Source organism: Polaromonas sp. DSP2-3-2b2 (assembly GCF_049895905.1).
GTDB lineage: Bacteria > Pseudomonadota > Gammaproteobacteria > Burkholderiales > Burkholderiaceae_C > Polaromonas.
Genome location: NZ_JAFCTH010000006.1, coordinates 53,661 through 67,297 on the forward strand (window position 1 = coordinate 53,661; position 13,637 = coordinate 67,297).

11 protein-coding genes are annotated in these 13,637 nt (G+C 64.7%); 7 read left to right on the forward strand and 4 right to left on the reverse strand.

What is annotated here, in order from left to right; all coding sequences use genetic code 11:
* Nucleotides 1-66 precede the first annotated feature (66 nt).
* Nucleotides 67-2,397, reverse strand: a complete 2,331-nt coding sequence (locus ACP7AD_RS07205) for a PAS domain-containing sensor histidine kinase (RefSeq protein ID WP_426147868.1) — start codon at nucleotides 2,395-2,397, stop codon at nucleotides 67-69.
* 327 nt (nucleotides 2,398-2,724) lie between these two features.
* On the opposite strand from ACP7AD_RS07205, the gene ACP7AD_RS07210 reads away from it, so the two are divergent.
* From ACP7AD_RS07210 to ACP7AD_RS07220, 3 genes are all read left to right on the forward strand, one after another.
* Nucleotides 2,725-3,297, forward strand: a complete 573-nt coding sequence (locus tag ACP7AD_RS07210) for an intradiol ring-cleavage dioxygenase (protein WP_426147904.1) — start codon at nucleotides 2,725-2,727, stop codon at nucleotides 3,295-3,297.
* 72 nt (nucleotides 3,298-3,369) lie between these two features.
* Complete coding sequence (locus tag ACP7AD_RS07215; protein ID WP_426147869.1) at nucleotides 3,370-4,374, forward strand: metal-dependent hydrolase; 1,005 nt, start codon at nucleotides 3,370-3,372, stop codon at nucleotides 4,372-4,374.
* Nucleotides 4,375-4,446: 72 nt separating this feature from the next.
* Entirely contained in the window at nucleotides 4,447-4,812 is a 366-nt protein-coding gene (locus ACP7AD_RS07220) for a hypothetical protein (protein ID WP_426147870.1), read from the forward strand.
* A 288-nt stretch (nucleotides 4,813-5,100) separates the two neighbouring features.
* Here ACP7AD_RS07220 and ACP7AD_RS07225 read toward each other — a convergent pair whose 3' ends face one another.
* Together ACP7AD_RS07225 and uraH are read right to left on the reverse strand one after the other, a co-directional pair.
* A complete protein-coding gene (locus ACP7AD_RS07225) occupies nucleotides 5,101-6,318 on the reverse strand; it encodes a urate hydroxylase PuuD (RefSeq protein ID WP_426147871.1) in 1,218 nt (405 codons plus the stop codon).
* Entirely contained in the window at nucleotides 6,315-6,671 is a 357-nt protein-coding gene (gene uraH, locus ACP7AD_RS07230; RefSeq protein ID WP_426147872.1) for a hydroxyisourate hydrolase, read from the reverse strand. The genes ACP7AD_RS07225 and uraH overlap by 4 nt, the downstream gene beginning before the upstream one ends.
* A gap of 183 nt (nucleotides 6,672-6,854) precedes the next feature.
* Between uraH and puuE the strand changes: the two genes are divergently transcribed.
* From puuE to ACP7AD_RS07245, 3 genes are read left to right on the forward strand one after another with little or no spacing between them, the layout of a single operon-like run.
* The gene (puuE, locus tag ACP7AD_RS07235; RefSeq protein ID WP_426147873.1) at nucleotides 6,855-7,808 is read left to right on the forward strand and encodes an allantoinase PuuE; all 954 of its coding nucleotides are present in this window, start codon (nucleotides 6,855-6,857) and stop codon (nucleotides 7,806-7,808) included.
* On the forward strand, nucleotides 7,805-9,580 hold the full coding sequence (gene uraD, locus ACP7AD_RS07240) for a 2-oxo-4-hydroxy-4-carboxy-5-ureidoimidazoline decarboxylase (protein WP_426147874.1): 1,776 nt from the start codon (nucleotides 7,805-7,807) through the stop codon (nucleotides 9,578-9,580). Before puuE ends, uraD begins: the two co-directional genes overlap by 4 nt.
* Nucleotides 9,577-10,809 (forward strand): M20 family metallopeptidase, encoded by a 1,233-nt coding sequence (locus ACP7AD_RS07245; RefSeq protein ID WP_426147875.1) that lies wholly within the window; start codon nucleotides 9,577-9,579, stop codon nucleotides 10,807-10,809. The genes uraD and ACP7AD_RS07245 overlap by 4 nt, the downstream gene beginning before the upstream one ends.
* Before the next feature lie 9 nt (nucleotides 10,810-10,818).
* Here ACP7AD_RS07245 and ACP7AD_RS07250 read toward each other — a convergent pair whose 3' ends face one another.
* Nucleotides 10,819-11,106: a hypothetical protein gene (locus tag ACP7AD_RS07250; RefSeq protein WP_426147876.1), complete on the reverse strand. Its 288-nt coding sequence runs from the start codon at nucleotides 11,104-11,106 to the stop codon at nucleotides 10,819-10,821.
* Between the two features lie 197 nt (nucleotides 11,107-11,303).
* Between ACP7AD_RS07250 and ACP7AD_RS07255 the strand changes: the two genes are divergently transcribed.
* Entirely contained in the window at nucleotides 11,304-13,433 is a 2,130-nt protein-coding gene (locus ACP7AD_RS07255) for an ATP-dependent helicase (RefSeq protein ID WP_426147877.1), read from the forward strand.
* Nucleotides 13,434-13,637 lie beyond the last annotated feature (204 nt).

Genomic DNA, 13,637 nt, shown 5'->3' on the forward strand with positions numbered 1-13,637 from the left:
CGCAAGCTGGTGAAGAATCGAAGGCCAGGCAAACGCAGCGGCAAAATGCGTGTCGCACGGCATCCTTTACACGGGCGGTCCACCTTTGCGGCCCAGCGTAAAAAAGAACGAAGCCCCCTGGTTTGGCAGGCTTTCGGCCCACACGCGGCCTGCGTGGCGGTCGATGACGCGCCTGACGGTGGCCAGCCCGATGCCGGTTCCCGAAAACTCCTCCGGCGAATGCAGGCGCTCGAAGGTACCAAACAGCTTGGGGGCAAAAGCCATGTCGAATCCCGCGCCGTTGTCCCTGACATAAAAGACGGTGTTGCCGTCAGCATCCGGCTCGCTGCCGACCTGAATGCGCGCCAGCGGCTCCCGGGACGTGAACTTCCAGGCATTGTCCAGGAGGTTTTTCAGGAGGAGCGACAACAGGCGGGCGTCCCCCCGCGCGCTCAGGCCGTCCTGGATCTGCAACTCTGCCTGGCGCTCCGGCTCGCGCTCCCGGTGGTCGTGTCCTATGCGCCTGGCAATTTCCGAAAGATCGACAGGCTCTGACTCGATCTGCTTGCGCGTCACCTGGGCAAGGGTCAGCAGGCCTTCAATCAGATCGCCCATGAACTTGACGCTGACCCCGATGCGGTTCAGGTAATGCTTGCCTTTCGCGCTCACCTGGTCACCATCGATTTTCACCACCAGCTGACTGAAGGCATGAATGGTGTTCAGGGGCGAGCGCAGGTCATGCGACACCGAATAGGCAAACGATTCCAGTTCCCGGTTCGCTATCTCAAGCTCAAAGGTACGCAGCAGCACCCGCGCTTCGAGACCGGTGTTCAGGCTGAGGATTTCCTGCTGCTGCTGCCGGCGCTCGGTGATGTCGCGCTCGACCGCCACCCAATGGGTGAACTTGCCGGACCTGTCGGCGATGGGCGCTATGTCTGTTTCCAGCCAGCGCTGCCTGCCGTCCTTGGTGTAGATCACAATTTCCGCGCGCACCGGCTCCCACCTGGCCATGGCGGCGCGAATCCGGTCCAGCTCAGGCCGCTGGGTGTTGGGCCCCCAAAGAAGCCGGAAGGTGTGGCCCAGCGCTTCGGCGCGGCTGTAGCCGGTCTGGCGCTCGAAGGCATCGTTCACGAAAACGATGCGCGGGCCGCCTTGTTCCAGGGCTACGGCTTCGGTGATGATGACGATGTCGTTCAGGCGCGACACCGCCGTCTGCAGCAGCCGCAGTTGCGCCTGTTCTTCGCGCCGCTGGGTGATGTCCTGAAAGTAAACCGCCAGCCCATCTTCCGTGGGGTAGACATGAAAATGAATGCACAGGTTCAGCGGCGGGTAAAAAACTTCAAACCGTGTCGTGCGCTGCTCGTGGAGGGCCAGGCGGCATTCGCGCTCCATGCGCGTGCCCAGGGACTCGGGAAACGCCTGCCACAAGATTTTCCCCAGAACCTCTTCGCGCCGGCGCTGAAGCATGCGCTCGGCCTGGCCGTTGACAAAGGTGAACTTCCAGTCCTTGTCGATCAGGCAAAAGCCGTCGGTGATGCTTTCCAGCGTGGCGGTGAGCTGAGCCTCCAGCGCCAGCGTGCGGTTCTCCGCCTCCTTTTGCTCCGAAATGTCCTGGAACGCGCCCTGGAGGCGAACGATTTTTCCGCTGGCATCGCGCACCGCCTCGCCGATGGAACGCACCCAGATGCGCCGCCCCTTGGCCGTGTGCTTGGGCAGCACAAATTCGTAGGGAACGCCGTTTTCGGCGCAATCTTGCACATGGCGGGCCACCAGCGGCCGATGCTCGGGGAAAAAGTAGCCGATGCCCTCGTCCAGCGTGGGCGTGTAGCCCGGCGCGACATCGTGGATCAGGCAGTTCTCGTCCGACCAGGTCAGCGTGCGCTCGGGCAGGTCGATCGTCCAGCCGCCCAGGCGCGCCACCCTGCCGGCAATCCGGCCCATGTAGAGGTTTTTGTCCAGCAGCTCGGCGCGCTGCTTGAGTTCGTCAATATCGGTCAGCGTGCCCACCCAGCCAACGAGGCGGCCTGCCGCATCGCGCTGCGGGACGGTGCGGCCCAGCATCCAGCGGTAGAGGCCGTCGGCGCGGCGCAGCCGGCACTCCACCTCGCAGGCTTCGTTGCTGGCGCGCGCCTGAGTCCATTGCGCGGCAACCCGCGCGCGGTCATCGGGATGGATGAACCGGCTCCAGCCGTGTGCCAGGCTGCCCTGCAGCGACGCGCCGGAATAGTCAAGCCAGCGCTGGTTGAAGAAGGTGTGCAGGCCGTCAGGCTGCATCATCCAGACGATCTGCGGCAAGGCATCGGCCAGCAGGCGAAACGCCGCGTTGTCGGGGTGTGAAGCGCCCACCACAGGCGGGCCGCCAGCGGGCTCCCGGACCGTGCCTGACTGAGGATTCAGTTCGCTGCCTGCAATACTCACGCGCTCTCCTTGGTTGCGTTCTGGCGGAATCTCCGGATGCACCGGCACGGCTCAAATGGCTTGCGGGCTGGCAGCGGATTCGGCAAGCAGTATTGTGGACCACAATCATCGCGCGCAACCCTTTCCACAAGCTTGCGCGTGTCCGGCAAAGAACCCCTGATTCTGGCAAGCCCATTGGCTGGCCAGACCGGGCACGGGCGGTTAAATTGCGGATTTGGCCAACGAAGGGAGACCGTCATGCCCAGCCCCATCGACACGCGCGATGCCTGCCCGCCAGGCCAGCGCCGAACCTTGCTTGTCACTGGCGCCGCCGTTCTGGCCGCAGCGATGGCGCCCGCCGGCTTCGGCCCGGCGCGGGCGCAGGCCCGCCCGCTCCAGCCGACGCCCAGCCAGACCGAAGGGCCGTTCTACCCGCTGGCCCTGCCCGCCGACAGCGACTTTGACCTGCTGCGCAGCGGCAACGCCAGCTACGTGCGCGGCCAGCCGGCCTGGGTCGAAGGCACGGTAGCAGACACGGCAGGCAAGCCGGTGTCGGGCGCTGTGGTGGAAATCTGGCAGTGCGACCAGGCGGGCCACTACCACCACCCGGGCGACGGCGGCCAGGCCGACCCGGCTTTCCAGGGCTTTGGCCGCGTGACCGTGGGCAGCGACGGACGCTACCGCTTTCGCACGCTGCGGCCGGCGCCCTACGGCGGGCGCACGCCGCACATCCATGTCAAGGTGCGGCTGGGGCGGCGCGAACTGCTGACCACCCAGCTCTACGTGGCGGGTGATCCGGGCAATGAACGCGACTTTCTCTGGCAGCGGCTGAACGCGCCAGGCCGCGCCGCGCTCACCGTGCCGTTCGCGGCCAGCGCCGACGGCCTGCGGGCGCGCTTTCCCATCGTCGTGCAGGCCTGAAACCCCGCCCCGGCGCCAGCCCATTTTGCGGGCCGCCGCTCTGGCCGGGCGCCGGGCGTTAAGCTGCCCGCCATGGATTCACTGACGCAAATCGCGCTCGGCTCGGCCGTCACCGTGGCCGTCATGGGCCGGCGCACCGCCGTCTGGAAGGCCGCGCTCTGGGGCGCTGTGGCCGGCACACTGCCCGACCTGGATGCCTTCATCAACCACGGCAACGCCATTTTGAACATGACGCGCCACCGGGCCGAAAGCCATTCACTGCTGTATGTGACGCTGGCGGCGCCGCTGCTGGCCTGGGGCGTGAGCCGGCTGCACGGCGAGCCGGCGCTGCTGCGGCGCTGGTGGCTGGCGCTGTGGCTGGCGCTTGTCACGCATCCGCTGCTCGACGCCCTGACGGTGTACGGCACGCAACTGCTCCAGCCGTTCAGCGACCATCCTTTTGCCGTGGGCAGCATCTTCATCATCGACCCGCTCTATACCGTGCCACTGATTGCGGGCGTGGTGGCGGCGCTGAGGATCAAGAGCCAGCGCGGCCTGCGCTGGAACGCCGCCGGCCTGGTGCTGAGCACGCTCTACCTGGGCTGGAGCGTCGGCGCGCAGCAGCAGGCAACGCAGGTCGCGCGCACCTCGCTTGCGGCGCAAGGCATTGCCACGAGCGGGCTGCTGGTCACGCCCGCGCCGTTCAACACGCTGCTCTGGCGGCTGGTGGCGACCACGCCCACGCAATACCTGGAAGGGCATTATTCGCTGCTCGACGACTCCCCGCGCATCCGCTGGAGCGCGCACGACCGGGGCGCAGCGCTCATGGACCGGCACGGCCACGAGCCGTCCGTCGCCCGTATCGCGGCCTTCAGCCACGGCTTTTACCGACTGTCGAAGTCTGGCGGCCACCTGTTTGTGACGGACCTGCGCATGGGCCAGGAACCGGCCTACACCTTTCATTTCAATCTTGGACCGCCTGCCGCATTGGCCGGGCAGGCGCTCGCGCCGATGCTGCAAAGCCAGCGGCCCGACCTGGCCACGGCGCTGCCTTGGCTGTGGCGCCGCATGTGGGGCGAGGCGCCGGCGCCGCACTGACAGCCGGCCCAAGAATCGTGGTTCCACAGCCACTGATCCACAAGTGCGCATCCAGAGGGCGAGGAAGAAGAAATGGCACAGCCGGCAAGTCAGCAGCCGACAGCGCAGCGCAAGCCAGCCAAGCAGATCAAGCAGATCAAGCAGATCAAGCAGAGCGTGAAGCTGTTGGCGAACGAGCGGTCGAACCAGCCAGTCACAGGCATTGGCTACTGGCTGCCGATCAAAGAACCCAGGGCCCAGCGCAGCGATGGCCCGTCAGAGCGCTCAGCTCTAACCCGCTCCCGACCCCAAAGGCAACTTTCTTTGGTGACTTTCTTTTTTGCCCGAAAAGAAAGTTACCCCCCGCCGGGAAGGCGCTCACCCCTAAAACCACAGAAGAACCCGCCAAGCCAAAGCCAAACAACGCAGCGATCAAATCGGAAACGTCAGAAATTATAAAAATTTAAGAGAAAAAGGTCACTTACGCATAGTGGACGGGCGCAAGCCGCTATTTAATTCGTAGCATCCAAACACAACGAATTTACCCTGACGGCCCATCATTGCATTCAGGGACCCAGCAGTTTTTACTACTGAATTTATAGCTGCTTGCGCATACCAGCCGTTCGCAAAAGGCATATTTGATGCTAAAAATTCGTTGCTTGGTCAAAACAAACGCGCTCTGGCGAATCGCCAAACACCATGCGCGGGCGGCGGCGAGCCCGGGCGTCGACCAGTCCGGCGCAGGTTTCAGTTCGTCAGTGCGCCGGCTTCAAACCAGCGTTTGAGTAAAGCGCGTTCGTCCTCGGTGATCTGCGTGGCATTGTTCATGGGCATCAGCCTGAGCACGACGGACTGCTGGTAAACCGCCTGGGCATGCTGCTTGAGCAGTTCGGGCGTGTTCAGGGCAATGCCCTTGTTTTGCACCTGGGCGTTGTGGCACAGGGCGCAGCGCTGGTCGATCACGGACTTGACTTCGGCAAAATTCACCGGCTTGCCAGCGGCGGTCATGGCAGCGGCCGAAGGCGGCGGCGGCGCCAGCCAGATGGCCACGCCAAGCATCAGCACGGTGCCGATGACCGCATGCTCCCAGGGCGCGCGCTTGCCTTGCACGCCCGCCTTGTGACGCGCCACGAAACTGTGGCGGATCAGCGCACCGGCCAGCATCAGCAGCACCAGCACCGCCCAGTTCGACGGGCCCGAATACAGCCAGCCGTAGTGGTTCGACAGCATCGCAATCAGCACCGGCAGCGTGAAATAGGTGTTGTGCACGCTGCGCTGCTTGGCGCGCCAGCCATGGACCGGATCGACCGGCTGGCCGGCCTTGAGCTGCGCCACCACCTTGCGCTGGCCGGGGATGATCCAGACGAACACATTGGCGCTCATGGTGGTGGCCAGCATGGCGCCGACCAGCAGGAAGGCGGCGCGCCCGGCAAACAGCTGGCAGGCCAGCCAGCTGGCAAAAACGACAAACGCCAGCAGGCCCGCGCCGACGATCAGGTCACCGTTTTTCTTCTGGCCAAAAGCGCGGCAAATCGTGTCGTACACCAACCAGCCCGCCACCAGAAAGCCCAGCGCCGCGCCAATCGCCGCGCCGCCCGACCAGTCGTAAACGCTTTTGTCCACCAGGAAGGTCGCGGCATTGAACAGGTAGAGCACGGTGAACAGGGCAAAGCCGGTCAGCCAGGTCGAGTAGGCCTCCCAGTAGAACCAGTGCAGGTTTTCCGGCATCTGTTTGGGCGCGACCATGTATTTTTGCGGATGATAAAAACCGCCGCCGTGCACCGCCCACAACTCGCCATCGACGCCCTTGCCGACCAGCTCGGGGTCCACCGGCTTGGTCAGGCTGCTGTCGAGAAAAACAAAGTAGAACGACGAACCAATCCACGCAATCGCGGTGATGACATGCGCCCAGCGCAGCAGTAAATTGGCCCACTCCAGGGCATAGGGCAGGTAAGCGCTCATCATGAGCCGCGGTAGGTCGAGTAGGTCCACGGGCTGACGAGCAGCGGCACATGGTAGTGGCCTTCGGCATCGGCCATGCCGAAATCGACCGGCACGGCGTCGATGAAGGCCGGCTCGGGCAGCGCCACGCCCCGCGCCCGGAAATACGCGCCGACCTCGAACAGCAGCCGGTAGCGGCCTGCCGCCATGCTGGCCGCATCGAGCAGCGGCCCACCGTCGCTGCGCCCATCCTGGTTCAGGACAACTTCCTTGAGCGTTGCGATCTGGGCGCCGTCGATGCGCTGCAGCGTGACTTTCATGCCGGCCGCCGGGCAGCCGTGCATGGTGTCGAGAACGTGGGTGCTGAGGTGGCCCATGAAAAAACTTTCCGTTGGTTGAGCAGGCCGCTCCGGCCTGCTTTGTGCTTACTGCCTTGTCGGGCCATCCCGGGCCGCCGGCTGGTGTTTTACGATGCTACTGTAGCGACAGTCTGTGCCCCTCATGCATAAACCGTTCCCGCCGTCCCCTTCATGACCTTTTTTGAAAATCAGTGACGCCCCATGCCCTCCCACTATCCGCGCGACCTGGCCGGCTACGGCCGCAACCCGCCCTACGCCAACTGGCCCGGCCGCGCCCGCATTGCGGTGCAGTTCGTGCTGAACTACGAGGAAGGCGGCGAGAACTCGGTGCTGCATGGCGATGCCGGCAGCGAGCAGTTTTTGTCCGAGATGGCTAATCCGCCCGCCTACGCCGAGCGCCACCTGAGCATGGAAGGCATCTACGACTACGGCGCGCGCGCCGGGGTGTGGCGGCTGCTGCGCGAGTTTGAAAAGCGCTGCCTGCCGCTAACCATCTTCGGCGTCGGCATGGCGCTGGAGCGCTGCCCCGAGGTGACAGCGGCGTTCCGGGAACTCGGGCATGAAATTGCCTGCCACGGCTGGCGCTGGATCAACTACCAAGGGATTGACGAGGCCACCGAGCGCGAACACATGGCGCTAGGCGTGGCAGCGATTGAGCGCCTGACCGGCGAGCGGCCGCTGGGCTGGTACACCGGCCGCGACAGCCCGAACACGCGCCGGCTGGTGGCCGATTACGGCGGCTTCGAATACGACAGCGACTACTACGGCGACGACCTGCCGTTCTGGCTGAATGTCGAGAAAACCGACGGCTCGCTGGCGCCGCAACTGGTCGTTCCCTACACGCTGGACACCAACGACATGCGCTTTGCGCTGCCGCAGGGCTTTTCGCAGGGTGACGATTTTTTCACCTACCTGCGCGACAGCTTCGACGTGCTGTATGCCGAGGGCGAGGAACGGCCGGCGATGCTGAGCATCGGCATGCACTGCCGCATCCTGGGTCGCCCCGGCCGCCTGCGCGCGCTGCAGCGCTTCCTGGACCATATCGAGCAGCACGACCGCGTCTGGGTGACGCGGCGCATCGACATTGCGCGCCACTGGAAAGCGGCGCATCCCTTCAACCTTGAGACGGCCTTCGTCTGGCCCGCTTCCAAATGATCAACCTGAACCAGCTCAACGCCGCCTCGCAGGCCGAATTCACGCAATGGCTGGACGGCACCTACGAACATTCGCCGTGGATTGCCGCTCAAGCCTGGGCGCAGCGGCCCTTTAAAAGCCTGGCCCAGCTCAAGCTGGCGCTGGCCGAGGTGGTGCGCAATGCCGACCGGACAGCGCAGCTGGCCCTGATCCGCGCCCACCCGGAACTCGCCGGCAAGGCCATGGTCAGCCAGACGCTGACGGCTGAATCGACGAACGAGCAAGGCAAGGCCGGCCTGACCGGCTGCACGCCCGAAGAATTCGCCCGCATCCAGCAGCTCAATACCGACTACAACGCCAAGTTCGGTTTTCCGTTCATCCTGGCGGTGCGCGGCCCGCGCGGTCTGGGGCTGCCCAGGACCGAGATCATCGACACCTTCGCCCGCCGCCTGGACAACCACCCCGACTTCGAACTGGCCGAGTCGCTGCGCAACATCCACCGCATCGCGGAGATCCGGCTCAATGACAAGTTCGGCCATGTTCCGGCGCTGGGCAACCAGGTCTGGGACTGGGCCGAACAGCTTAGCTCCCACAGCGATCCGGGCTATGCCGAGCGCGGCGAACTGACCGTGACCTACCTGCTTGATGCGCACCGCGCCTGCGCCCGCCAGCTGGAGGGCTGGATGCGGAACGACTGCGGCTTTGACGACGTGAAAATCGACGCCGTGGGCAATGTCGTCGGCATTTACCACGGCAGCGACCCGCAGGCCAGGCGGCTGCTGACCGGCTCGCACTACGACACGGTGCGCAACGGCGGCAAGTACGACGGCCGCCTGGGCATCCTCGTGCCCATGGCCTGCGTGCGCGAGCTGCACCGCCAGGGCCGGCGGCTGCCGTTTGGCATCGAGGTGGTCGGTTTTTCCGAGGAAGAAGGCCAGCGCTACAAGGCGACCTTCCTCGGCTCGGGCGCGCTGACCGGCCATTTTGATCCGGCCTGGCTGGAGCAGCAGGACGCCGACGGCATCACGATGCAGGACGCCATGGCGCACGCCGGCCTGTCGATTGACGATATTTCGAAACTGAAGCGGGACCCCGCGACATACCTCGGCTTTGTCGAGGTCCACATCGAGCAAGGGCCGGTGCTCAACGAGGCCGATCTGCCGCTGGGCGTCGTCACCTCGATCAATGGCGGCGTGCGTTTCCTGGGTGAAATCATCGGCATGGCCAGCCACGCCGGCACCACGCCGATGGGCCGGCGCCGCGATGCGGCCACGGCGGCAGCCGAACTCGCCCTTTATCTCGAAAAACGCGGCAGCAGCGTGCCTGATCTGGTCGCCACCATGGGTCAGCTGGAAGTTCCCAACGGCTCCATCAATGTGGTGCCCGGGCGCTGCAAATTCAGCCTGGACATGCGCGCCACCACCGACGACGTGCGCGACGCCTGCACCGGCGATGTACTCGCTGAACTGCAGCGAATCTGCGAGCGGCGCGGCCTGCACTACAAGCTCGAAGAAACCATGCGCGCCGCCGCCGCGCCCAGCGCAACCGAATGGCAGCGACGCTGGGAAGTCGCGGTCGCATCGCTCGGCTTGCCGGTTCACCGCATGCCCAGCGGGGCCGGCCACGACGCGATGAAACTGCACGAAATCATGCCGCAGGCGATGCTCTTCGTGCGCGGGCTCAATGCCGGCATCAGCCACAACCCGCTCGAAGCCATCACCAGCGACGATGCCGATCTGTGCGTGCGCGCTTTCCAGAACCTGCTTGACCCACTTGCCACGGAAAATCCATGACTCTTGAGAATCACAACGCTGCCCTCGACACCTGGATCGACGACCATTTCGACGAGGAAGTGCAATTCCTGCAGCAGCTGGTGCGCGTGCCCACCGACACGCCGCCGGGCAACAATGCGCCGCACGCCGAGCGCACCGCCGCGCTGCTGGAAGCTTTCGGTTTTGAGGTGGAAAAGTTCCCGGTCCCGGCCCAGGCTGTGAAGGACTACGGCCTGGAATCGCTGACCAACCTGGTCGTTCGCCGCCAATATGGTGAAGGCCCGACGATTGCCCTGAATGCCCATGGCGACGTGGTGCCGCCGGGCGACGGCTGGACGCACGACCCCTACGGCGCCGAGATCGTCGATGGCAAGCTCTACGGCCGCGCCTCGGCGGTCAGCAAAAGCGACTTCGCCACCTACACCTTCGCCGTCCGCGCGCTCGAAGCCTTGGGCCTGCAGCTTCAGGGCGGCATCGAGCTGCTGTTCACCTACGACGAGGAATTCGGCGGCGAACTCGGCCCCGGCTGGCTGCTTCAACACAAGCTCAGCCGGCCCGACCTTTTGATTGCCGCCGGCTTCAGCTACCAGGTCATCACCGCGCACAACGGCTGCCTGCAAATGGAAGTCACGGTTCACGGCAAGATGGCGCATGCGGCGATTCCCGACACCGGCATCGACGCGCTGCAGGGCGCCAATGCCATCCTCACGGCGCTGTACCGGCAGAACCCGCTTTATCAATCCATCACCTCGCAGGTCGAGGGCATCACGCACCCTTACCTCAACGTCGGCCGCATTGAGGGCGGCACCAACACCAACGTCGTGCCCGGCAAGGTGGTGTTCAAGCTGGACCGCCGCATGATTCCCGAGGAAAACCCGGTGGAGGTCGAGGCCGAGGTGCGCCGCGTGATGCTTGACGCCGCCGCGTCCATGCCCGGCATCACGGTCGAGATCAAACGCCTGCTGATGGCCGACGCCTGGAAGCCCGACAACCGCAACGCGGCGCTGGTGCAGGCGCTGCAACAGCACGGCGAAGCGGTGTTTGGCGAGCCGATTCCCACCTCGGGCACGCCGCTGTACACCGATGTGCGGCTGTTTGCTGCGGCCGGCATTCCGGCCGCGATTTACGGCGCCGGGCCGCGCACGGTGTTTGAAAGCAACGCCAAGCGCGCCGACGAGCACCTGGTGCTGCAAGACCTGCGCCGGGCGACAAAGGTGGTAGCCCGCACGCTGCTGGAGTTGCTGCGCTAGGGGCCATGTTCAGCCAGCGAACGCTTTTTTAGCATCAAATAGGCCTCTAGCGCCATACTGGCGGGCGCAAGCAGCTATTGATTCAGTAGCAAAAATACCGCTTTCCCTTGACACCAGCCAACTCACCGCCGCCGAAAAGCTGAAGAATGCCAGCACGGTCAAGGTAAAACGCTCCAGCGGCAGGCCCAGCGCGATGGCGCCCAGCCCCACGGCGCCGACCAGCAGCGGGTGAACCACCAGTTTTATAAGCACTATTGGCACGTAGCGCCCGGCTGGTATGCGTGAGCTGCTATTCATTTGAGATCGCGCCAGCAAGCCGCGACAGCGCGATGCACAGCGACGAGGTGACCAGCAGGATGTTCGGCACAGCGCATATGGTCACTGGTCGGGCTGGCTTTCAGGTGACTGGCTATGATGGCCGCTGCTTTGCCTTGTCTCACGGCCTTTGTCCGGCGCCGCCAGCGCCGGTGCCCATTTCCCCGACGGTTGCCCGCATGTCCTCACCCTCCCCCGCTTCCCCTGTCGCCCACGGCCTGAACCTCGCCCAGCAGGAAGCCGTCAACTACCTGCACGGCCCTTGCCTGGTGCTGGCCGGCGCCGGTTCGGGCAAGACGCGGGTCATCACGCACAAGATCGGCCGGCTGATCCAGATGGGCATGCGGCCCGATCAGATTGCCGCCATCACCTTCACCAACAAGGCCGCCGCCGAGATGCGCGAGCGCGCCAAGAGCCTGATCGGCAAGCAGGCCAAGGGCGTGCTGATCTGCACCTTTCATGCGCTAGGCGTGCGCATGCTGCGCCAGGACGGGGCGGTGCTGGGCCTGAAGCCGCAGTTTTCGATCCTCGACAGCGACGACGTGACCAGCATTTTGAAAGACGCGGGCGGCAGCACCGATGTGGCCACGGCGCGCCAGTGGCAGTGGACCATCAGCGCCTGGAAAAGCCAGGGACTCAATGCCGCCCAGGCCGAAGCCCAGGCCAGCGGCGACGAGGAACGGCTAGTGGCGCGGGTCATGGGCCACTATGAAGAACGCCTGGCCGCCTACCAGAGCGTCGATTTTGATGACCTGATCGGCCTGCCGCTCAAGCTTCTGAAGGAGCACGAAGCGGTGCGCGCCAAGTGGCAGGGCGCGCTCGGCCATGTGCTGGTCGATGAATACCAGGACACCAACGCGACGCAGTACGAGGTGCTCAAACTGCTGGTCGGCGCGCGCGGCCGCTTCACGGCAGTCGGCGACGATGACCAGTCGATCTACGGCTGGCGCGGCGCGACGCTGGACAACCTGAAAAAGCTGCCGCAGGACTTCCCGACGCTGAAAGTCGTCAAGCTGGAGCAGAACTACCGCTCGACCAGCGCGATCCTGCGCGCCGCCAACAACGTCATTGGTCCGAACCCCAAGCTGTTCCCCAAGACATTGTTCAGCGAACTCGGCGAAGGCGAGCCGGTGCGGGTCGTCGATTGCGACAGCGAGGAGCACGAGGCCGAGCGCGTGGTGGCGCGCATCCACAGCCTGCGCGCCGAAGGCACTTTGCAGCCCGAGGGCCAGCAGTACCGCGAATGGAAGGATTTTTGCGTGCTGTACCGGGCCAACCACATGGCCAAGCCGTTCGAAAAAGCCTTTCGCAAGGCGAACATTCCGTACAAGGTGTCGGGCGGCCAGAGCTTTTTCGACCGCGCCGAAATCAAGGACCTGTGCAGCTGGATGGTGCTGCTGGTCAACAACGACAACAACCAGGCCTTCATCCGGTCGGTGACGACGCCCAAGCGCGGCATCGGCCACACCACGCTGGCGGCGCTGGGCACGTTTGGCGACACCTACAAGCTCAGCCTGTTCGAGTCGCTGTTCAGCAACTCGCTGGCCTCCGTGCTGCCGGCCAAGGCGGTCGGTTCGCTGCAGGAATTCGGCCGCTACCTCAACGACCTCGAATACCGCGCCAAGCGCACCGTGGGCGCTGAGGACGCGCGTGTGTTCCTGACCGACTGGCTCAAGGAAATCGACTACGAAAAGCATCTCTATGACGGCGAGGACAGCGAAAAGGTGGCGGCCGCGCGCTGGAGCAACGTGATGGACTTTTGCGACTGGATGTCGCAGCGCTGCGGCGGGCAGATTGACGACGCCTCGGGCGCGACGGTCGAAAAGCCCACCAAGACCATGCTGGAGGTGGTGCAGACGATTGCCCTGCTGTCCACCATCAGCGAGCGCGAAGGCGACCAGAACGTCGTCACGCTCTCGACGCTGCACGCCTCCAAGGGACTGGAGTGGCCGCATGTGGTGCTGGCCGGCGTGAATGAGGGACTACTGCCCTTCAAGCTCGGAGACGACGACGGCAGTAACACCGAAAGCATCGCACTGCGCCTGCAGGAGGAGCGCCGGCTGATGTATGTCGGCATCACGCGCGCCCAGCGCACGCTGGCGGTGAACTGGCTGCGCAAGCGCAAGAAAGGCCGCGACCTGATTGCCGGCGTGCCCAGCCGCTTCATCGCCGAAATGGCGCTGGACAAGGCGACCATCAAGGAAGACCCGCGTGAAAAGCTCAAGGCCCTGCGCGCTGAATTTGCCAAAAAAGCGGCTGATGGCCTGGCGGCGGCAGCAGCTGCCAGGGCGGCTCATGAAGGCCGATAGGGGGCCGGGTCATTGCGGTTTGCCGCCTTGCCGAACTTCAGGATTCAGGTTTCCGATACCATCGCCGGCTTGGCGCTGACCGCTCGCGAACAGCAAAGATTCCCTTTTTGGCAGCGCTTGCCTTGCGCATCCGACCCCGTCCCTGAACGACCCATGAATTTCCGACTCACCTTACTTGCTCCATTTTTAATAGCGCTTGGTGCC